10 protein-coding genes, 1 tRNA gene and 3 rRNA genes are annotated in these 21776 nt (G+C 65.5%); 11 read left to right on the top strand and 3 right to left on the bottom strand.

Annotated features, from left to right (window positions below):
- On the top strand, nt 1–453 hold the full coding sequence (locus JEQ17_RS13790) for a tetratricopeptide repeat protein (RefSeq protein WP_200395542.1): 453 nt from the start codon (nt 1–3) through the stop codon (nt 451–453).
- A 108-nt stretch (nt 454–561) separates the two neighbouring features.
- On the opposite strand, the gene JEQ17_RS13785 is transcribed toward JEQ17_RS13790, so the two are convergent.
- Together JEQ17_RS13785 and JEQ17_RS13780 are read right to left on the bottom strand one after the other, a co-directional pair.
- A complete protein-coding gene (locus JEQ17_RS13785; RefSeq protein WP_200395541.1) occupies nt 562–1122 on the bottom strand; it encodes a hypothetical protein in 561 nt (186 codons plus the stop codon).
- A 120-nt stretch (nt 1123–1242) separates the two neighbouring features.
- Nucleotides 1243–1482: a hypothetical protein gene (locus tag JEQ17_RS13780; RefSeq protein WP_200395540.1), complete on the bottom strand. Its 240-nt coding sequence runs from the start codon at nt 1480–1482 to the stop codon at nt 1243–1245.
- 230 nt (nt 1483–1712) lie between these two features.
- Between JEQ17_RS13780 and thyX the strand changes: the two genes are divergently transcribed.
- The 8 genes from thyX (at nt 1713) to JEQ17_RS13740 (ending at nt 12026) form a co-directional block, all read left to right on the top strand.
- Nucleotides 1713–2453, top strand: a complete 741-nt coding sequence (gene thyX / locus JEQ17_RS13775; protein ID WP_200395539.1) for an FAD-dependent thymidylate synthase — start codon at nt 1713–1715, stop codon at nt 2451–2453.
- Nucleotides 2454–2664: 211 nt separating this feature from the next.
- Nucleotides 2665–3564, top strand: coding sequence for a 4-hydroxy-tetrahydrodipicolinate synthase (gene dapA, locus JEQ17_RS13770; RefSeq protein WP_055615916.1), 900 nt, complete (start codon nt 2665–2667; stop codon nt 3562–3564).
- Between the two features lie 134 nt (nt 3565–3698).
- Nucleotides 3699–5384, top strand: a complete 1686-nt coding sequence (locus JEQ17_RS13765) for a ribonuclease J (RefSeq protein WP_200395538.1) — start codon at nt 3699–3701, stop codon at nt 5382–5384.
- 521 nt (nt 5385–5905) lie between these two features.
- Nucleotides 5906–7430: ribosomal RNA gene (locus JEQ17_RS13760) — 16S ribosomal RNA — on the top strand.
- 323 nt (nt 7431–7753) lie between these two features.
- Nucleotides 7754–10876 (top strand): 23S ribosomal RNA (locus JEQ17_RS13755).
- A gap of 101 nt (nt 10877–10977) precedes the next feature.
- A 5S ribosomal RNA gene (gene rrf, locus JEQ17_RS13750) occupies nt 10978–11094 on the top strand.
- Together the 16S, 23S and 5S rRNA genes form the textbook arrangement of a ribosomal RNA operon.
- 114 nt (nt 11095–11208) lie before the next feature.
- Nucleotides 11209–11871: a DegT/DnrJ/EryC1/StrS family aminotransferase gene (locus JEQ17_RS13745; RefSeq protein WP_200401476.1), complete on the top strand. Its 663-nt coding sequence runs from the start codon at nt 11209–11211 to the stop codon at nt 11869–11871.
- 82 nt (nt 11872–11953) lie between these two features.
- A tRNA-Thr gene (locus JEQ17_RS13740) sits at nt 11954–12026 on the top strand.
- A 73-nt stretch (nt 12027–12099) separates the two neighbouring features.
- Here JEQ17_RS13740 and JEQ17_RS13735 read toward each other — a convergent pair.
- The gene (locus tag JEQ17_RS13735) at nt 12100–14847 is read right to left on the bottom strand and encodes a SpoIIE family protein phosphatase (protein WP_200395537.1); all 2748 of its coding nucleotides are present in this window, start codon (nt 14845–14847) and stop codon (nt 12100–12102) included.
- Nucleotides 14848–15168: 321 nt separating this feature from the next.
- Here JEQ17_RS13735 and JEQ17_RS13730 point away from each other — a divergent pair, with 321 nt between their 5' ends.
- Both JEQ17_RS13730 and JEQ17_RS13725 read left to right on the top strand, forming a co-directional pair.
- On the top strand, nt 15169–20646 hold the full coding sequence (locus tag JEQ17_RS13730; protein WP_200395536.1) for a HAMP domain-containing protein: 5478 nt from the start codon (nt 15169–15171) through the stop codon (nt 20644–20646).
- Nucleotides 20647–20951: 305 nt separating this feature from the next.
- Nucleotides 20952–21641 (top strand): response regulator, encoded by a 690-nt coding sequence (locus tag JEQ17_RS13725; protein WP_200395535.1) that lies wholly within the window; start codon nt 20952–20954, stop codon nt 21639–21641.
- The last annotated feature ends 135 nt before the right edge of the window (nt 21642–21776 follow it).

Genomic DNA, 21776 nt, shown 5'->3' with positions numbered 1-21776 from the left:
ATGGGCGCGAAGATCACATACGCCGTCACGGCCGCCGTCCTGGTCGTCTACTTCGTCCTGGTCGGCAGCCGCGGGGTGATGCTCATTCAGCGCGGAACCCTGCTCACCGTCACCTTCGGCGTGGCCGTGCTCATCCTGCCGGTGATCGGCATCTGGTTCCTCTGGAAGAACACCGAGTTCGTCAAGAAGGCCAACCGGCTCGCCGCCGAGCTCGACGCCGAAGGCGGCCTGCCCGTCGACGAGTTGAAGCGCACCCCGGCCGGCCGGATCGACCGCGACTCGGCCGACGAGGTCTTCGCCATGCGCAAGGCAGAGACCGAGGACGCCCCCGACGACTGGCGCAGCTGGTTCCGGCTGGCCATCGCCTACCACGACGCCCGCGACACTCCCCGGGCCCGCAAGGCGATGCAGCACGCGATCGCCCTGCACGACGGAAAACCCGTACGGGCCTGAGGCACCGACACAGGCACAGGCACAGACATGGTGAAGGGGCCGGTCCGCGGGTGCGGACCGGCCCCTTCACCATGCCGACCGTGATGGTTGTGCCGGCTGCGCCGACCGTCAGGCGTGCCCGCGGTACTCGTCCGCCCACACCTCGACGCCGTCCGCGGCCCGGTCGAACGCGTCGGGGCGCCCGAGGAAGTCCGCGTTGTGCGTGGTCAGCAGCTGTGTCGGCTCGGCGCCGGAGCGGTCGCCGCTGACGAGGACGAGCGCCTGTCCCTGCACGGTGCGCGGCAGCCCGAGCCAGCGCACCGGCTGCTGGACCGTCCGCACCGCCTGGACCTTCGCCCAGGGAGCCGTGCTCGTGACCAGGAAACGGACCCGGCGCAGCCCGTACGCGCTCACCCACGCGCCCATACGCAGCAACCGCAGGGCACACACGATGACGAGCGCCGCGAGCCCCAGGAAGACCGCGCCACCGGAGCGGTTGCCGGCCGCAGCGACGATGACCGCCGCGAACAGCACGTACGACGCGAGCAGCAGCAGAAGCGCCGCCGCGGCGACGCGCCACGGTCCGGGCCGGTAGGGGCGTCGCCACTGATCGCGATCGTCGAACGGCAGCGCGAGATCCTCGCCCGCCTCGTCGAAAGCGCGATCGGCGGTCAGAAAGGGCAGGGGCACGACTGATCCTCACTCAATCCACGCATGGACTATGCCCGGTGAGGCTACCTAGCGGGATCTCCGGTCACCACCCTCGGGGGTCCATGGGGGTGCTCCCAGGCCATCCGGGCCGGAGGAGGGTCAACGGCCCTGCGACGCGTCCGACTGTTGCGTATGCGCAGGTGAGCTGTCGGCCTGCAGGGCGGGGGTCCCTATGAGCAGGGAGCCCACGAGGCCCGCGACCACGGTGAGGCCCATCAGCCAGCGGCCCGCGAGCTCACCGGCGGAGGCCCGCTGACGCGGTGGGGGAGTGACATTGCTGCGGAACCTGTCGGCTTCGGCGATGAAGGCGAACGGAACGGGCTCGCGCCGACGAAACATGAAGTGCGCTTCTCCTCTGGAGACTCGAAGGGGGTCTGACGGAACAGGCGACTCGAACGAATCGCTGTCACCAATACAGACGAGCGAGAGCCCCAATTGGTGCCCAGTTTCACCGACTTCGCAGAAGTTCGGCGAAGTATGTCGCAGCACGGCACCGAACGCCCCGTTGTCAGTGCCGGGCCGTAGAGTGGACGCCGCCCGAGCCAGTGATGGGAAGGACCCTCCAAGCCGTGACCGACACACCCGCCGACGACCTCAAGCCCAGCTTCCGCAGCGATGTCACCGTCGAGCTGGTCAAGCACACCGCCTCCGACTCCGACGTGCTGTTCGCCGCCCGCGTCTCGACGCTCGGGGAGCAGTCCCTGGAAGAGCTGCAGAAGGACCCGGAGCGCTCAAAGGGCCTGATCAACTACCTGATGCGGGACCGGCACGGCAGCCCCTTCGAGCACAACTCGATGACGTTCTTCATCAACGCCCCGATCTTCGTCTTCCGCGAGTTCATGCGCCACCGCGTCGGCTGGTCGTACAACGAGGAGTCGGGCCGGTACAGGGAGCTCCAGCCGGTCTTCTACGTCCCGGGCGAGTCCCGCAAGCTGGTCCAGGAGGGCCGCCCCGGCAAGTACGTCTTCGTGGAGGGCACCCCGGCCCAGCAGGAGCTGACGGGCCGCGTCATGGAGGACTCGTACCGCCAGGCGTACGAGGCGTACCAGGAGATGCTCGCAGCCGGCGTGGCCCGCGAGGTCGCCCGTGCGGTCCTCCCGGTCGGCCTCTTCTCGTCGATGTACGCGACGTGCAACGCCCGCTCGCTGATGCACTTCCTCGGCCTGCGCACCCAGCACGAGCTGGCGAAGGTCCCGTCCTTCCCCCAGCGGGAGATCGAGATGGTCGGCGAGAAGATGGAGGCCGAATGGGCCCGGCTCATGCCCCTCACGTACGCCGCCTTCAATGCCAACGGGCGCGTGGCGCCGTAGCGCACCTCAGTCACCCGGTCGGGCACATGTGTGCGGGTCAACCATGCGAAGTGTCCGTATTGCGGCATTTCGAGAAGTTCATCTAGCCTGATCAAACGGACCCGGCACTGCTTGAACCCCCGAGCAGGCAGTGCCGGGCTCCTCCTTTGTCGTGACTTGTCGCCGCCCCCGAGGGCAGACCGCACGTTGAGCAGCGAGTAGCGTGTTACCCATGGCTCCGACCTCCACTCCGCAGACCCCCTTCGGGCGGGTCCTCACCGCCATGGTCACGCCCTTCGCGGCGGACGGCGCACTCGACCTCGACGGCGCTCAGCGGCTCGCCACCCACCTGGTGGACGCAGGCAACGACGGCCTGATCGTCAACGGCACCACCGGCGAGTCCCCGACCACCAGCAACGCGGAGAAAGCGGATCTCGTACGAGCCGTACTGGAGGCGGTCGGCGACCGGGCCCACGTCGTCGCGGGCGTCGGCACGAACGACACGCGCCACAGCGTCGAGCTCGCCCGGTCGGCCGAGAAGGTCGGCGCACACGGTCTCCTGACCGTCACGCCGTACTACAACAAGCCCCCGCAGGAGGGCCTGTACCAGCACTTCAAGGTCATCGCCGACGCGACCGAACTGCCGGTGATGCTCTACGACATCCCCGGCCGCAGCGGTGTCCCGATCAACACGGAAACGCTGGTGCGTCTGGCCGAGCACCCGCGTATCGTCGCCAACAAGGACGCCAAGGGCGACCTCGGCCGTGCCAGCTGGGCCATCGCCAGCTCCGGCCTCGCCTGGTACTCCGGCGACGACATGCTGAACCTCCCGCTGCTCTCCGTGGGCGCGGTCGGCTTCGTCTCCGTCGTCGGTCACGTCGTCACCCCCGAGCTGCGGGCCATGATCGACGCGTACGTCAGCGGCGACGTCCAGAAGGCCACCGAGATCCACCAGAAGCTGCTTCCGGTCTTCACCGGCATGTTCCGCACCCAGGGCGTCATGACGACCAAGGCCGCGCTCGCCCTCCAGGGCCTGCCCGCCGGACCGCTGCGTCTGCCCATGGTCGGCCTGTCGCCCGAGGAGACCGCCCAGCTCAAGATCGATCTTGCCGCCGGCGGGGTACAGCTCTAACCACAGACTTCACAACTGAATACGCACGACCCGCAGGCCGCAGAGCCTGCACCACCAGACAACTGCTACTGCACGAACGTCACGCGCGCCACGTGCCCTGCCAGGTACGTGGCGCGTGTGGTGAGGAGAGTCTTTTGAGTCATCCGCATCCTGAACTCGGCGCGCCGCCGGTCCTCCCGAAGGGCGGCCTGCGGGTCACCCCGCTCGGCGGCCTCGGTGAAATCGGCCGAAACATGACGGTCTTCGAGTACGGAGGCCGCCTTCTGATCGTCGACTGCGGCGTGCTCTTCCCGGAGGAGGAGCAGCCCGGAATCGACCTGATCCTGCCGGACTTCAGTTCCATCAGGGACCGCCTCGACGACATCGAGGGCATCGTCCTCACCCATGGTCACGAGGACCACATCGGCGGCGTCCCCTTCCTCCTGCGCGAGAAACCGGACATCCCGCTCATCGGCTCCAAGCTGACCCTCGCCCTCATCGAGGCGAAGCTCCAGGAGCACCGCATCCGTCCGTACACGCTCGAGGTCGCGGAGGGTCACCGAGAGCGCATCGGCCCCTTCGACTGCGAGTTCGTCGCGGTCAACCACTCCATCCCGGACGCCCTCGCGGTCGCCATCCGCACCCCCGCGGGCATGGTCGTCCACACCGGCGACTTCAAGATGGACCAGCTTCCGCTGGACGGTCGTCTGACAGATCTACACGCGTTCGCGCGCCTGAGCGAGGAGGGCATCGACCTCCTCCTCTCGGACTCGACGAACGCCGAGGTCCCGGGATTCGTGCCGCCCGAGCGTGACATCTCGAACGTGCTGCGCCAGGTCTTCGCCGGCGCCAGCAAGCGGATCATCGTGGCCAGCTTCGCCAGCCACGTCCACCGCATCCAGCAGATCCTCGACGCCGCGCACGAATACGGCCGCCGGGTCGCCTTCGTCGGCCGCTCGATGGTCCGCAACATGGGCATTGCGAGAGACCTGGGCTATCTGAAGGTCCCGCCGGGCCTGGTCGTCGACGTCAAGACGCTCGACGATCTCCCGGATCGCGAGATCGTCCTCGTCTGTACGGGCTCACAGGGCGAGCCGATGGCCGCGTTGTCCCGCATGGCGAACCGCGACCACCAGATCCGCATCGTCCAGGGCGACACGGTGATCCTGGCGTCGTCGCTCATCCCCGGCAACGAGAACGCGGTCTACCGCGTCATCAACGGCCTGACCCGCTGGGGCGCCAACGTCGTCCACAAGGGCAACGCCAAGGTGCACGTCTCGGGCCACGCGTCCGCGGGCGAGCTCCTGTACTTCTACAACATCTGCAAGCCGCGCAACCTGATGCCGGTCCACGGCGAATGGCGCCACCTCCGGGCCAACGCCGAGCTGGGCGCGCTCACCGGCGTCCCGCACGACCGGATCGTCATCGCCGAGGACGGCGTCGTCGTCGACCTCGTCGAAGGCAAGGCCAAGATCTCAGGCAAGGTCCAGGCGGGATACGTGTACGTCGACGGCCTCTCGGTCGGCGATGTCGGCGAGCCCGCGCTCAAGGACCGCAAGATCCTCGGCGACGAGGGCATCATCTCGGTCTTCGTGGTGATGGACTCCAGCACGGGCAAGATCACCGGCGGTCCCCACATCCAGGCCCGCGGCTCGGGCATCGACGACTCCGCCTTCGGTGACGTCCTCCCGAAGATCACCGAGGTCCTGGAGCGTTCGGCCCAGGACGGCGTGGTCGAACCCCACCAGATGCAGCAGCTGATCCGCCGCACGCTGGGCAAATGGGTCTCGGACACCTACCGCCGCCGGCCGATGATCCTGCCGGTCGTGGTCGAGGTTTGAGCACCTCGTACGCGTGAACCCGGAGCGGGGCCCCTCGATTTGCATCGGGGCGCCCCGCTCCAGTAGGTTTACGGCTCCGCCTGAACGGGAACCCGACGCAACTGTGCGTCCGGACCACCCCGACCGGGACGGGAATTCCGACTCAGAACTTCTGATAAAGTCGGAGTCGCCGGAAAGGGAAACGCGAAAGCGAAAACCTGGAAAGCACCGAGGAAATCAGATCGGAAAACGGTCTGATAGAGTCGGAAACGCAAGACCGAAGGGAAGCGCCCGGAGGAAAGCCCGAGAGGGTGAGTACGAAGGAAGCGTCCGTTCCTTGAGAACTCAACAGCGTGCCAAAAATCAACGCCAGATATGTTGATACCCCGTCTCCGGTCGTCATGGCCGAGGATGAGGTTCCTTTGAAAAAGTCCTGTCGGGCATTGTTCCGGCAGGCGCACAGCGAGGACGCAGTGAACGACCGGTCTTATTCCGGCTGGTTGTTCCGCTCTCGTGTGTGTTGTCCCGATTACGGGAATACATTCACGGAGAGTTTGATCCTGGCTCAGGACGAACGCTGGCGGCGTGCTTAACACATGCAAGTCGAACGATGAAGCCCTTCGGGGTGGATTAGTGGCGAACGGGTGAGTAACACGTGGGCAATCTGCCCTTCACTCTGGGACAAGCCCTGGAAACGGGGTCTAATACCGGATAACACTCCTACAGGCATCTGTGGGGTTGAAAGCTCCGGCGGTGAAGGATGAGCCCGCGGCCTATCAGCTTGTTGGTGAGGTAGAAGCTCACCAAGGCGACGACGGGTAGCCGGCCTGAGAGGGCGACCGGCCACACTGGGACTGAGACACGGCCCAGACTCCTACGGGAGGCAGCAGTGGGGAATATTGCACAATGGGCGAAAGCCTGATGCAGCGACGCCGCGTGAGGGATGACGGCCTTCGGGTTGTAAACCTCTTTCAGCAGGGAAGAAGCGAAAGTGACGGTACCTGCAGAAGAAGCGCCGGCTAACTACGTGCCAGCAGCCGCGGTAATACGTAGGGCGCAAGCGTTGTCCGGAATTATTGGGCGTAAAGAGCTCGTAGGCGGTCTGTCGCGTCGGATGTGAAAGCCCGGGGCTTAACCCCGGGTCTGCATTCGATACGGGCAGACTAGAGTGTGGTAGGGGAGATCGGAATTCCTGGTGTAGCGGTGAAATGCGCAGATATCAGGAGGAACACCGGTGGCGAAGGCGGATCTCTGGGCCATTACTGACGCTGAGGAGCGAAAGCGTGGGGAGCGAACAGGATTAGATACCCTGGTAGTCCACGCCGTAAACGGTGGGAACTAGGTGTTGGCGACATTCCACGTCGTCGGTGCCGCAGCTAACGCATTAAGTTCCCCGCCTGGGGAGTACGGCCGCAAGGCTAAAACTCAAAGGAATTGACGGGGGCCCGCACAAGCAGCGGAGCATGTGGCTTAATTCGACGCAACGCGAAGAACCTTACCAAGGCTTGACATCGCCCGGAAAGCATCAGAGATGGTGCCCCTTCGTGGTCGGGTGACAGGTGGTGCATGGCTGTCGTCAGCTCGTGTCGTGAGATGTTGGGTTAAGTCCCGCAACGAGCGCAACCCTTGTTCTGTGTTGCCAGCAACCTCTTCGGAGGGTTGGGGACTCACAGGAGACTGCCGGGGTCAACTCGGAGGAAGGTGGGGACGACGTCAAGTCATCATGCCCCTTATGTCTTGGGCTGCACACGTGCTACAATGGCAGGTACAATGAGCTGCGATGTCGCAAGGCGGAGCGAATCTCAAAAAGCCTGTCTCAGTTCGGATTGGGGTCTGCAACTCGACCCCATGAAGTCGGAGTTGCTAGTAATCGCAGATCAGCATTGCTGCGGTGAATACGTTCCCGGGCCTTGTACACACCGCCCGTCACGTCACGAAAGTCGGTAACACCCGAAGCCGGTGGCCCAACCCCTTGTGGGGAGGGAGCTGTCGAAGGTGGGACTGGCGATTGGGACGAAGTCGTAACAAGGTAGCCGTACCGGAAGGTGCGGCTGGATCACCTCCTTTCTAAGGAGCATCTAGGCCGCCAAGCTCTGCTTGGTGGTCCAGGAGCCATTACGTCGGCACACGTCCGACGGTGGTTGCTCAAGGGTGGAACGTTGATTATTCGGCCGGTTCACGAGCCGGAGGCTTGCAAGTACTGCCCTCGTAAGAGGGTGTGGAAAGCATGATCTCTGGGCGGGAGCCGGCTGGGCACGCTGTTGGGTGTCTGAGGGTACGGACCTTGTGTCTGGATCTTCAGTGCCGGCCCCAGTGAACTCGCCCGTAAGGGTGGGGTGGTGGGTGGTTGGTCGTTGTTTGAGAACTGCACAGTGGACGCGAGCATCTGTGGCCAAGTTTTTAAGGGCGCACGGTGGATGCCTTGGTACCAGGAACCGATGAAGGACGTGGGAGGCCACGATAGTCCCCGGGGAGCCGTCAACCAGGCTTTGATCCGGGGGTTTCCGAATGGGGAAACCCGGCAGTCGTCATGGGCTGTCACCCACATCTGAACACATAGGGTGTGTGGAGGGAACGCGGGGAAGTGAAACATCTCAGTACCCGCAGGAAGAGAAAACAACCGTGATTCCGGGAGTAGTGGCGAGCGAAACCGGATGAGGCCAAACCGTATACGTGTGAGACCCGGCAGGGGTTGCGTGTACGGGGTTGTGGGATCTCTCTTTCACAGTCTGCCGGCTGTGAGACGAGTCAGAAACCGTTGGTGTAGGCGAAGGACATGCGAAAGGTCCGGCGTAGAGGGTAAGACCCCCGTAGTCGAAACATCAACGGCTCGTTTGAGAGACACCCAAGTAGCACGGGGCCCGAGAAATCCCGTGTGAATCTGGCGGGACCACCCGCTAAGCCTAAATATTCCCTGGTGACCGATAGCGGATAGTACCGTGAGGGAATGGTGAAAAGTACCGCGGGAGCGGAGTGAAATAGTACCTGAAACCGTGTGCCTACAAGCCGTGGGAGCGTCGCTCATCAAGTTTACTTGGTGGGTCGTGACTGCGTGCCTTTTGAAGAATGAGCCTGCGAGTTTGCGGTGTGTTGCGAGGTTAACCCGTGTGGGGAAGCCGTAGCGAAAGCGAGTCCGAACAGGGCGGTATAGTAGCGCGCTCAAGACCCGAAGCGGAGTGATCTAGCCATGGGCAGGTTGAAGCGGCTGTAAGAGGTCGTGGAGGACCGAACCCACCAGGGTTGAAAACCTGGGGGATGACCTGTGGTTAGGGGTGAAAGGCCAATCAAACTCCGTGATAGCTGGTTCTCCCCGAAATGCATTTAGGTGCAGCGTCGTGTGTTTCTTGCCGGAGGTAGAGCACTGGATAGGCGATGGGCCCTACCGGGTTACTGACCTTAGCCAAACTCCGAATGCCGGTAAGTGAGAGCACGGCAGTGAGACTGTGGGGGATAAGCTCCATGGTCGAGAGGGAAACAGCCCAGAGCATCGACTAAGGCCCCTAAGCGTACGCTAAGTGGGAAAGGATGTGGAGTCGCAGAGACAACCAGGAGGTTGGCTTAGAAGCAGCCACCCTTGAAAGAGTGCGTAATAGCTCACTGGTCTAGTGATTCCGCGCCGACAATGTAGCGGGGCTCAAGCGTACCGCCGAAGTCGTGTCATTTCAGCATATAGGGCCAACGCCCGCTGGGATGGGTAGGGGAGCGTCGTGTGCCGGGTGAAGCCGCAGCGGAAGCTAGTGGTGGACGGTTCACGAGTGAGAATGCAGGCATGAGTAGCGATACACACGTGAGAAACGTGTGCGCCGATTGACTAAGGGTTCCTGGGTCAAGCTGATCTGCCCAGGGTAAGTCGGGACCTAAGGCGAGGCCGACAGGCGTAGTCGATGGATAACCGGTTGATATTCCGGTACCCGCTGTGAAGCGTCAAACATTGAACCAGGCGATGCTAAGTCCGTGAAGCCGCCCTGGAGCCTTCGGGCAAAGGGGAGTGGTGGAGCCGACGGACCAGACCTGTAGTAGGTGAGTGATGGGGTGACGCAGGAAGGTAGTCCAGCCCGGGCGGTGGTTGTCCCGGGGTAAGGGTGTAGGCCGAGTGGTAGGTAAATCCGCTACTCATCAAGGCTGAGACCTGATGCCGAGCCGATTGTGGTGAAGTGGATGATCCTATGCTGTCGAGAAAAGCCTCTAGCGAGTTTCATGGCGGCCCGTACCCTAAACCGACTCAGGTGGTCAGGTAGAGAATACCGAGGCGTTCGGGTGAACTATGGTTAAGGAACTCGGCAAAATGCCCCGTAACTTCGGGAGAAGGGGGGCCATCACTGGTGATCGGATTTACTCCGTGAGCTGGGGGTGGCCGCAGAGACCAGCGAGAAGCGACTGTTTACTAAAAACACAGGTCCGTGCGAAGCCGTAAGGCGATGTATACGGACTGACGCCTGCCCGGTGCTGGAACGTTAAGGGGACCGGTTAGTGCACTTTCGGGTGTGCGAAGCTGAGAACTTAAGCGCCAGTAAACGGCGGTGGTAACTATAACCATCCTAAGGTAGCGAAATTCCTTGTCGGGTAAGTTCCGACCTGCACGAATGGCGTAACGACTTCTCGACTGTCTCAACCATAGGCCCGGTGAAATTGCACTACGAGTAAAGATGCTCGTTTCGCGCAGCAGGACGGAAAGACCCCGGGACCTTTACTACAGTTTGATATTGGTGTTCGGTTCGGCTTGTGTAGGATAGCTGGGAGACTGTGAAGTCATGGCGCCAGCCATGGTGGAGTCGTCGTTGAAATACCAGTCTGGTCGTGCTGGATGTCTAACCTGGGTCCGTGATCCGGATCAGGGACAGTGTCTGATGGGTAGTTTAACTGGGGCGGTTGCCTCCTAAAGAGTAACGGAGGCGCCCAAAGGTTCCCTCAGCCTGGTTGGCAATCAGGTGTTGAGTGTAAGTGCACAAGGGAGCTTGACTGTGAGACCGACGGGTCGAGCAGGGACGAAAGTCGGGACTAGTGATCCGGCGGTGGCTTGTGGAAGCGCCGTCGCTCAACGGATAAAAGGTACCCCGGGGATAACAGGCTGATCTTCCCCAAGAGTCCATATCGACGGGATGGTTTGGCACCTCGATGTCGGCTCGTCGCATCCTGGGGCTGGAGTCGGTCCCAAGGGTTGGGCTGTTCGCCCATTAAAGCGGTACGCGAGCTGGGTTTAGAACGTCGTGAGACAGTTCGGTCCCTATCCGCTGTGCGCGTAGGAATATTGAGAAGGGCTGTCCCTAGTACGAGAGGACCGGGACGGACGAACCTCTGGTGTGCCAGTTGTCCTGCCAAGGGCATGGCTGGTTGGCTACGTTCGGGAGGGATAACCGCTGAAAGCATCTAAGCGGGAAGCCTGCTTCGAGATGAGTATTCCCACCAACTAGATTGGTTAAGGCTCCCAGTAGACGACTGGGTTGATAGGCCGGATGTGGAAGCCCTGTAAGGGGTGAAGCTGACTGGTACTAATAGGCCGAGGGCTTGTCCTCAGTTGCTCGCGTCCACTGTGTCAGTTCTGAAATAACGAACGACACGTCTCCCCTCCTGGGCCACAGGGGGGTTGAGGCACCGGTTCAGAATTTCATAGTGTTTCGGTGGTCATAGCGTGAGGGAAACGCCCGGTTACATTCCGAACCCGGAAGCTAAGCCTTACAGCGCCGATGGTACTGCAGGGGGGACCCTGTGGGAGAGTAGGACACCGCCGAACTATTATTAATAGAGCTGGTCCCTGAACTTCGGTTCAGGGACCAGCTCTTTTTTGTTGTGCGTCACTTGGAGTTCACGTTGCGCGACCAACATCCGGCACATGGGTACTGCTGCAATGCTCCGGGCCGCGGGCGTGGGAATCGGTGACGAGGTCATCGTGCCGGCGTTCGGCAACGTCGAGGTCGCCGAGGCCGTGATCCAGGCCGGTGCGATGCCGGTCTTCGCCGACATAGACCCGGCCACGTACTGCCTGGACGCCGCCGAGGTGAACGCGGCCGTCGGTCCGCGGACGGTCGCTGTCGTCGCCGTACACCGCTTCGGCCGGCCCGCGGACATCACGCGGCTCCGGGACGTCGGGCAGCGGCACGGGCTGCTCGTGCTGGAGCAGGGCGAGTCCGAGGCGCCGTACGACGAGATCGAGGAGCGCAGGGCGCATGCGGCGTACCTCGACGGGCGGTTGAGGGGCGTGCGGACGCCGGTGCGCGGCATCGGACACACGTACCAGCAGTACGTCGTGCGGGTGCCGGGGAACGGGCGGCCGGACCGGGACGCCTTCGCGCGTGCCGTACGGGCCAAGGGAGTCGAGTGCCGGGTGCCGGTGAAGACGCCCGTGCACCGGATGCCTGTGTTCAGGCGGGACGTCTGTCTGCCGGAGACCGAGCGGGCCGCCGACGAGACGCTGGCTCTGCCTGTCGACGCGTCGTTGTCGAAGCGGCAGATGCAGCGGATGGTGTCCGCGTGCAATGCGCTCGGTGGGCTCCTGCAGCCCGCTTTCTAGGCGTCGAACAGGGTTGGGAGCACGCCGCCGTTCGGGGTATGATCTATTTCGTTGCCGCGAGGGAGACCTCGAAAGGTAACTGGCCCCCCTAGCTCAGTCGGCAGAGCGTCTCCATGGTAAGGAGAAGGTCAACGGTTCGATTCCGTTGGGGGGCTCAGACAAAAAGGCCTCCGCCCTTGTGGGCGGGGGCCTTTCGTGTGTCCGGGGCCGGTTCCTCCGGGGCCGGGCTCAGTCGTTCTGAAGGCCCGGGACGCGCATCGCGAGAATGGCCATGTCGTCCGACGGGGCGTCCGACGCGAAGCGTTCCACCGCGCGCATGATGCGGGCGGCCACGGCTCCGGCCGTGAGGCCCGTGCAGGTGGTGAGGACGTCGATGAGGCCGTCGTCGCCCAACATGCGTGTGCCCTCGCGGCGTTCGGTGACGCCGTCCGTCACGCACAGCAGGACGTCGCCCGGGTCGAGCGTGATCGTCTGCTCGTAGAGCTCCAGGTCCTCCATCACGCCGAGGAGCGGCTGAGGTTCGGCGGCCGGTTCGACCGTGCCGTCCTGACGGAGGCGCAGGGGGAGCGGGTGGCCGGCGCAGACGACCTTGAGGAGCGCCGAGCCGTCCTCCTGGGGCCACAACTCCCCGTACAGGAGCGTCAGGAAGCGGCTGCGGGCACCCTCGTCGAGGATCGCGGAGTTCAGGCGCTCAAGGACCGCCGGGCCGCCGAAGCCCTCGCGGGCGAGCAGACGCAGCGCGTGGCGGGCGAGCCCTGTGACCGCGGCCGCCTCCGGACCCGTACCGCAGACGTCTCCGATGGCGAAGCCGTAGGCGCCGTCACGGATGGGGAAGAGGTCGTAGAAGTCGCCGCCGACTTCGTTGCCCTCGCCCGCCGCGCGGTAGATGACCTCGACCTCCACGCCATCGATCTGGGGGAGTTCCGGGGGCAGGAGGCTGCGCTGGAGGGACTGGCTGATGGCCGTGCGCTCCGAGTACAGGCGGGCGTTGTCGAGGGCCAGGGCGGCCCTGCGGCTCAAGTCCTCGGCCAGTTCCAGGATTTCCTGGCGGAAGTGTTCGTCCGACGGCTTGCCGAGCGTCAGCATGCCGATGACGCGGTTGCGGGCCACCAGGGGGAGTACGACGGTCTCACCGCCGACCGCGGCGGCCGTCTGCAGTGTCGTACCGATGCCGGAGCTCACCGTGGCAGGCTCGCCGAGGCCGAGGCTGCGCATGGAGGTGCGCAGGGCGGCCTGGTGGGCGGCCTCCGCGGGAGCGCCCCAGACGCGGGCGCCCGGGGTCGGGACGGGGTCCGGAGGGGCGATCTTCGACAGGAGGGCCTTGAGGCCGTCGATGCGCTCCTCGTCCTCGTGCAGGACGTACGAAAGATATGGATCCGATGCCTGGTCGGCGATCGTGTAGACGGCGCACCAGGTGGCCAGGGTCGGGACCGTCATCTGGGCCATCAGGGCCAGTGTCTGGTCGCGGTCCAGCGTGCCCGCGAGGAGGTCCGAGGCCTCGACGAGGAAGGACAGTGAACCGCGGCGCAGGCGCTCCAACTCGCCCAGGCGTGCCGACTCCACGGCGAGCGCGATGCGGTCGGCGGCGAACTGGAGGCGCAGGGCCTCCTCGTTCGAATACCGGCCCTGGGCCTCCGCCGCGACGCCGAGCGAACCGGTCAGGCGGCCCTCGACCTTGAGGGGGACTGTGACGACCGAGCGCATGCCCGTGCCGCTGAGCAGCGGTACGGCGCCCGGAACGACCGTCAGGTCCTCGTGCACCGCGGGCATTCGGGCCGAGCCGTAGCGACCCGGGCCCGCTTCCACGGGGACGCGGGCGAAGCGCTGGCGGGCGGAGGGGAGGCCGGTGGAGGCGCGGACCTCCAGCTCCGTTTCGTCGTCGGTCGCCAGGAGGAGGAAGGCGGAGTCGCCGTCGAGCATGTCGCGGGCGCGCTCCACCGTGCGCTGGAGGAGGCCGTCCAGGTCGTCGGGGGCCGGTGAGCCGATGAAGACCTCGAAGGGGTCCGACGCCTGGCCCTCCGAACTGGTGGTCGTGTCCGAGGCGTTGACGCGCAACGGGGTCTGCAGGACGGCGCGTTCGTGGTCGCGTACGAGAAGGCAGACCGTCGAGGGTTCGCCGCCGGTGTCCCGGACGCGCAGATGCGAGGCGTAGACGGGCGTCACACGGCCGTTGGCCGCGCGCAGGCCGTAGCTGCCCTCCCAGCGGGAGAGTTGGAGCGCCTCGACGATGCCGGTGCTGGTGCCGGGTGTGTGCGGCCAGGCCGCGAGGTCGGTGAGGGGCTTGCCGATGACCTGTTCGGCCGCGTACCCGAAGAGTTCTTCCGCGTCCTCGTTCCAGGCGTTGATGGCGCCGGTGCGGTCGATCTGGATGACCGCCACGCGTACGCGGCCGTCGGCGAGCGGGAGGAGGTTGGCCGGGAGGGCGGGGCCGGCCGTGCGGGTGCCCACCGAGCGTTCCGGCAGTTCCAGCTGGAACCAGACCTGCTTGTGCGTGGGTGTGTACTCGACGCCCCAGCGGCCGGCCAGGGCGGCGCAGAGCTGGAGGCCGCGGCCTCCCTCGCGGTCGGGGCTGCCCATGTTGATGGCGGTCGCCTGGAGTGGAATCTCACGTTCCGGGTAGCGGTCCCCCACCTCGATCCGTACGCCCTCGTCGCTGCGCAGGCACAGGACGTCGGCGGACGTGCCCGCGTGCACCACGGCGTTGGTGACAAGCTCGCTGGTGAGGACCACGGCGTCGTCGACGATGTCGGCGAAGCCCCAACCCTGGAGGGTGTCACGGACGAAGGACCGAGCGGTCGCGACGGACCGCCCGACAGGATCGAAGCTGGCGGCCGCGCGCGCGGTGATCACAGAACTCCTTGTCCGGTTGTCGGAGGGCAGCGCTGCGTGGCCGACCCGCTCCTGCCGTGGCAGGGGCTGGTTCCCCGTCGGCCGGGGATCCTGGGGCGGTCCCCCAGGATGCAGTTCGGTGGTCATGGTGCGGTGCCCCTCCGATGCCTGCCCGCTCGTGCTCGTGCCACCGCCCAGGCCGGAAGGACCGGCGTGGCTGGACAGCCGCATGCAAGGTTACTTACCTTCGCCGTCCATGCGGATGCCGGTCACCACTGTTTCCACTCCGGAGCGTGTGTGCGGACCATGTGCGAAGCTGCCGAACTGTTATGGCCTGGTTCAGCCATGGTGAAACACTGGGCAAGCTTCCAGGGAAGGTCCGGGCAGGCAGAGTGCCTTCCAGTACGCCGAGCAGTAGTACCCGAGTACGCCGAGCAGTAAATGGTCGACCCTTGCGGGAGGGACACAGTGGAGTCTGGCGCAGCGACGCGGGGCACTAAAACGCGCGCGAAAGGCGGACAGTCCCTGAGTAACCAGCGCAAACCACGCAATGGCACCACCGACGTGGATACGGCTGCCCTGAACAGGCTGCTGGCGGCCCTGGTGTCGATGCGGGACGGCAACTTCCGTAAGCGGCTCACGGTCTCGGGCGATGGCGTGATGTCCGAGATTGCGGCGGTTTTCAATGAAGTGGCCGACCGGAATCTGCATCTGACGGGCGAGCTGGCGCGTGTGCGGCGCATGGTCGGCCGTGAGGGGAAGTTGACGGAGCGGCTGGAGTCGGGCGCTTGCGAGGGCTCCTGGGCCACCGCGATCGACAACTCCAACGCGCTGGTCGACGACCTCGTACGGCCCGTCTCCGAGGTCGGACGGGTGCTGTCCGCCGTGGCGGAGGGCGATCTGTCGCCGCGTATGGAGCTGCGTGCGCAGGCCGCGGACGGGAACGGGCATCCGCTGCGCGGGGAGTTCCTGAAGGTCGGGCGCACGGTCAACAACCTGGTCGACCAGCTGTCCACGTTCACCGACGAGGTCACGCGCGTGGCCAGCGAGGTCGGCACCGAGGGCAAGCTGGGCGGGCAGGCGCGGGTGCGCGGGATGTCCGGTTCGTGGAAGGACCTCACGGACTCGGTCAACACCATGGCGTACCGGCTGACGGCTCAGGTGCGGGACATCGCGCTCGTGACCACTGCGGTGGCCAAGGGTGACTTGTCCCGGAAGGTCACGGTTCACGTGGCCGGCGAGATGCTGGAGCTCAAGAACACCGTCAACACGATGGTGGACCAGCTGTCCTCTTTCTCCTCCGAGGTGACGCGAGTCGCGCGCGAGGTGGGCACCGAGGGCGAGCTCGGCGGCCAGGCACAGGTGCCGGGTGTGGCCGGAGTGTGGAAGGACCTCACCGATTCGGTGAATCTTATGGCCGGCAATCTGACCGCGCAGGTGCGCGGGATTGCCCAGGTGACGACGGCGGTGGCCAACGGCGACCTGTCGCAGAAGGTCACCGTGTCGGCACGCGGCGAGGTGGCGCAGCTCGCCGAGACGATCAACCAGATGACCGAGACGCTGCGTACGTTCGCGGACGAGGTCACCCGGGTGGCCAACGAGGTCGGCGGCGAGGGGCGGCTCGGCGGGCAGGCGAACGTGCCGGGTGCGGCGGGAACGTGGAAGGACCTCACCGATTCGGTGAACACGGTCTTCCGGAATCTCACCACTCAGGTGCGGGACATCGCCGCGGTGACGACGGCGGTGGCCAACGGTGACCTGTCGCAGAAGGTCAGCGTCGAGGTCGCCGGCGAGATGCTGGAGCTGAAGAACACCGTCAACACGATGGTCGACCAGCTGTCGAGCTTCGGTGCCGAGGTGACCCGCGTGGCGCGGGAGATCGGTGTCGAGGGTGAGCTGGGCGGCCAGGCGGCGGTGCCGGGCGCGGCCGGTACGTGGAAGGACCTCACGGACTCCGTCAACACGGCGTTCCGGAACCTCACCGGACAGGTGAGGAACATCGCGCAGGTGACGACGGCGGTGGCCAACGGCGACCTGTCGCAGAAGGTCACCGTGGACGTCTCCGGCGAGATGCTCCAGCTGAAGAACACCGTGAACACGATGGTGGACCAGCTGTCGTCCTTCGCCGACCAGGTGACGCGGATGGCGCGTGACGTGGGCACGGAGGGCCGGCTGGGCGGTCAGGCGCGTGTGGACGGTGTGTCCGGCACGTGGAAGGACCTCACCGACTCCGTCAACTTCATGGCGGGCAACCTGACGTCCCAGGTGCGGCAGATCGCCCAGGTGACGACGGCGGTGGCCCGGGGTGACCTGTCGCAGAAGATCGAGGTCGACGCGCGCGGCGAGATCCTGGAGCTGAAGAACACCATCAACACGATGGTCGACCAGCTCAGCGCCTTCGCCGAGCAGGTGACCAGGGTGGCCCGTGAGGTCGGTACGGACGGCCGGCTGGGCGGTCAGGCGCAGGTGCCCGGCGTCGCCGGTGTCTGGCGCGACCTGACCGACTCCGTGAACGGCATGGCCGGCAACCTCACCGCCCAGGTGCGCAACATCGCGCAGGTCGCGACGGCGGTGGCTCGCGGTGACCTGTCGCAGAAGATCGACGTGGACGCGCGCGGCGAGATCCTGGAGCTGAAGAACACCCTCAACACGATGGTGGACCAGCTCTCGAACTTCGCCGAGCAGGTCACGCGGGTCGCCCGTGAGGTGGGCACGGAGGGCATCCTCGGCGGACAGGCCGAGGTGCAGGGTGTCTCCGGCACCTGGAAGGACCTCACGCAGTCCGTGAACTTCATGGCGAACAACCTGACGATCCAGGTGCGCAACATCGCCGAGGTCACGACCGCCGTCGCCAAGGGCGACCTGTCGAAGAAGATCACCGTCGACGCGAAGGGCGAGATCCTCGAACTCGTCACCACCGTCAACACGATGGTCGACCAGCTGTCGTCGTTCGCCGAGCAGGTGACCCGGGTGGCCCGCGAGGTGGGCACCGAGGGCATCCTTGGCGGACAGGCGCACGCGTCGGGCGTCACGGGCATCTGGAAGGACCTCACCGACAACGTCAACCTGATGGCCAACAACCTGACCGTGCAGGTGCGGAACATCTCCCAGGTTGCCGCGGCCGTTGCCAACGGCGACCTGACCAGGACGGTGACGATCGAGGCGCGCGGCGAGGTCGCGCAGCTCGCCGACACGTTCAACACCATGGTGAAGACGCTGAGTTCGTTCGCCGACCAGGTCACCAAGGTGGCCCGCGAGGTGGGCACGGACGGCATCCTCGGCGGCCAGGCGCGCGTACCGGGTGTGTCCGGTACGTGGAAGGACCTCACCGAGTCCGTGAACGGCATGGCGTCCAACCTGACCGGCCAGGTGCGCAACATCGCGATGGTCACCACGGCCATCGCCAAGGGCGACCTGACCAAGAAGATCGACATCGACGCGCGCGGCGAGATCCTGGAGCTGAAGACCACCATCAACACGATGGTCGACCAGCTGTCGTCGTTCGCCGAGGAGGTCACCCGGGTCGCCCGTGAGGTAGGCACCGAGGGAGCACTGGGCGGCCAGGCACGCGTACGCGACGTCGACGGCACCTGGCGCGACCTCACCGAGTCGGTGAACGAGATGGCCGGGAACCTCACCCGGCAGGTGCGTGCCATCGCGCGCGTGGCGACCGCGGTGACCCGTGGCGACCTCAACCTGAAGATCGACGTGGACGCCTCCGGCGAGATCCAGGAACTTCAGGACTACATCAACAAGATGATCGCCAACCTGCGCGACACCACCATCGCCAACAAGGAGCAGGACTGGCTGAAGGGCAACCTCGCCCGGATCTCCGGTCTGATGCAGGGCCGGCGAGACCTCGCCGACGTAGCCTCGCTGATCATGAGCGAGCTGACTCCGGTGGTCTCGGCGCAGCACGGCGCGTTCTTCCTGGCGATGCCGCTGGACGACGGCAAGGACGTGGGTGCCGCGCACGACGACTCGTACGAGCTGCGCATGCTCGGGTCGTACGGGTACTCCATGGGCTCCATGCCGACGTCGTTCAGGCCCGGTGAGACGTTGATCGGGACGGCGGCCAAGGAGAAGCGGACGATTCTCGTGGAGAACGTGCCGCCGGGGTATCTGAAGATCGCCTCGGGGCTCGGTGAGGCGCCTCCCGCGCATGTCATCGTGCTGCCGGTGCTCTTCGAAGGGACCGTCCTCGGTGTGATCGAGCTGGCGTCGTTCCACTCGTTCACGCACATCCAGAAGGACTTCCTCAGCCAGATCGCCGAGATGATCGCGACGAGCGTCAACACGATCGCGGTCAACACGAAGACCGAGGTACTACTCAAGCAGTCGCAGGAGTTGACCGAGCAACTGCGGGAGCGGTCGGCCGAGCTGGAGAACCGGCAGAAGGCCCTCCAGGCGTCCAACGCCGAACTGGAGGAGAAGGCCGAGCTGCTCGCCCAGCAGAACCGCGACATCGAGGTCAAGAACACGGAGATCGAGGAGGCGCGGCAGGTCCTGGAGGAGCGCGCCGAGCAACTCGCGGTCTCCATGCGCTACAAGAGCGAGTTCCTCGCCAACATGTCGCACGAGCTGCGTACACCGCTCAACTCGCTGCTGATCCTCGCCAAGCTGCTCGCCGACAACGCGGACTCCAACCTCACCCCGAAGCAGGTCGAGTTCGCCGAGACGATCCACGGCGCGGGCTCCGACCTGCTCCAGCTGATCAACGACATCCTCGACCTGTCGAAGGTCGAGGCGGGCAAGATGGACGTGTCGCCGACGCGTATCGCGCTGGTCCAACTCGTCGACTACGTAGAGGCCACTTTCCGTCCGCTGACGGCGGAGAAGGGCCTCGATTTCTCCGTACGGGTGTCGCCGGAGCTGCCGGCCACGCTGCACACGGACGAACAGCGGCTCCTCCAGGTGCTGCGCAACCTGCTGTCCAACGCGGTGAAGTTCACCGACTCCGGAGCGGTCGAACTGGTCATCCGGCCCGCGGGTGCGGAGGTGCCGGTCGCCATCCGGGAACAGCTCCTGGAGGCGGGTTCGCTGCGGGACGCGGACGCCGATCTGATCGCGTTCTCCGTGGCGGACACGGGTATCGGGATCGCGGCCAGCAAGATGCGGGTGATCTTCGAGGCGTTCAAGCAGGCGGACGGCACGACGAGCCGCAAGTACGGCGGTACGGGACTGGGGTTGTCCATCTCCCGGGAGATCGCGCGACTGCTGGGCGGCGAGATCCACGCGCAGAGCGAACCGGGACGCGGCTCGACCTTCACGCTGTATTTGCCGCTGCACCCGAGCGAACTGCCCCCCCAGGGCTATCCGCAACTCGGTACGCCCATGGAGAACGGGGCGCTTCCGGCGGGTTCGGACGAGGAGCATGTGGACACCCCCGCCGAGGTCAAGTCGTACCAGGAGACCCAGAACGGGGCCGCCGCGCTCTTCAGGCGGCGTCGCAGGGCGATGCCCTCGGCCCAGCAGCGGCCCGCCCTTCCGGGGCCGCAGACGCAGGCCCGGGACTCCTGGACCGTCGGCGGCGAGGAGACGTCCGTGCACTCGCGCGCCGTCATCCGCTTCGAGGGCGAGAAGGTGCTGATCGTCGACGACGACATCCGCAACGTGTTCGCGCTCACCAGCGTCCTGGAGCAGCACGGGCTGTCGGTGCTGTACGCCGAGAACGGCCGTGAGGGCATCGAAGTGCTGGAACAGCACGACGATGTGACGGTCGTCCTGATGGACATCATGATGCCCGAGATGGACGGATACGCGACCACGACGGCGATCCGCCGGATGCCCCAGTTCGCCGGGCTGCCGATCATCGCGCTCACCGCCAAGGCGATGAAGGGCGACCGGGAGAAGGCGATCGAGTCGGGCGCTTCCGACTACGTGACGAAGCCGGTCGATCCCGATCATCTGCTCGCGGTGATGCAGCAGTGGATGAGCGGACAGTGACAGGGTGACAGAGTGGCGGGAGTGATCGGCAGGCCGGAAACGGCCGGGTGGCCAGGGGTGTCCGGGCTCTGGCCCGGGCTCGCCGGGCTGTTGACTGAGTGTGCCCGAGGCGGTGTAGAAACCCGGGATTCGGGGAACCTTCTGGTCTCCCGCTACGTTTCTGCTACGTGCACAGTGACATCGCGGTGACAGGGTGTGGCGACAGGCGGGGTGCGGCTACCATGACCGGCACAAGGATGGGCGACGCAAGGGAGTCGTCCCCTGGGGCGGCGCCCGGTGCACTGCCGGGACGAGGAGGGCGGGCCATGGTGCAGAAGGCCAAGATCCTCCTGGTCGATGACCGGCCGGAGAATCTGCTGGCGCTGGAGGCGATTCTCTCCGCGCTCGATCAGACACTGGTACGGGCATCTTCCGGGGAGGAAGCGCTCAAAGCACTGCTCACGGACGACTTCGCGGTCATTCTGCTGGACGTCCAGATGCCGGGCATGGACGGTTTTGAAACCGCCGCGCACATCAAGAGGCGAGAACGGACCCGGGACATCCCGATCATCTTCCTCACGGCGATCAACCACGGCCCGCACCACACCTTCCGGGGATACGCGGCGGGTGCGGTGGACTACATCTCGAAGCCGTTCGACCCGTGGGTGCTGCGCGCGAAGGTCTCGGTCTTCGTAGAGCTCTACATGAAGAACTGCCAACTCCGGGAGCAGGCCGCGCTGCTGCGGCTCCAGCTCGAAGGCGGAGGCGGCAAGGCGGCGGTCGGCGACACCAAGGAGCCTGCCGGGCTGCTCGCCGAACTCTCCGCGAGGCTCGCGGCTGTCGAGGAGCAGGCCGAGGCCCTCTCCAAACAGCTCGACGACGATTCGGCGGACGCGGCGGCGGTGGCCACCGCCGCCCATCTCGAACGCAAACTCACGGGGTTGCGGCGGGCGCTGGACGCGTTGGAACCGGGGACCGGGAGCGGGGCGGCTTCTTCGCTGCCCTCGCAGAACTGAGTCGCACCGGGTTCGTCAAGGCCGGTGTGTGGCTTGCGGGTTGGCGGGCGCTGATCGCGCCCACGCGGCGGAGCCGCACATGGTGCGGCCCCGCGCCTCTTACGGGCCCCGCCTGTTGAGGCGGCGTCAGTTCGG

This window comes from Streptomyces liliifuscus, assembly GCF_016598615.1.
Lineage (GTDB): Bacteria > Actinomycetota > Actinomycetes > Streptomycetales > Streptomycetaceae > Streptomyces > Streptomyces liliifuscus.
This window is presented reverse-complemented; position numbering and strand designations above follow the sequence as displayed.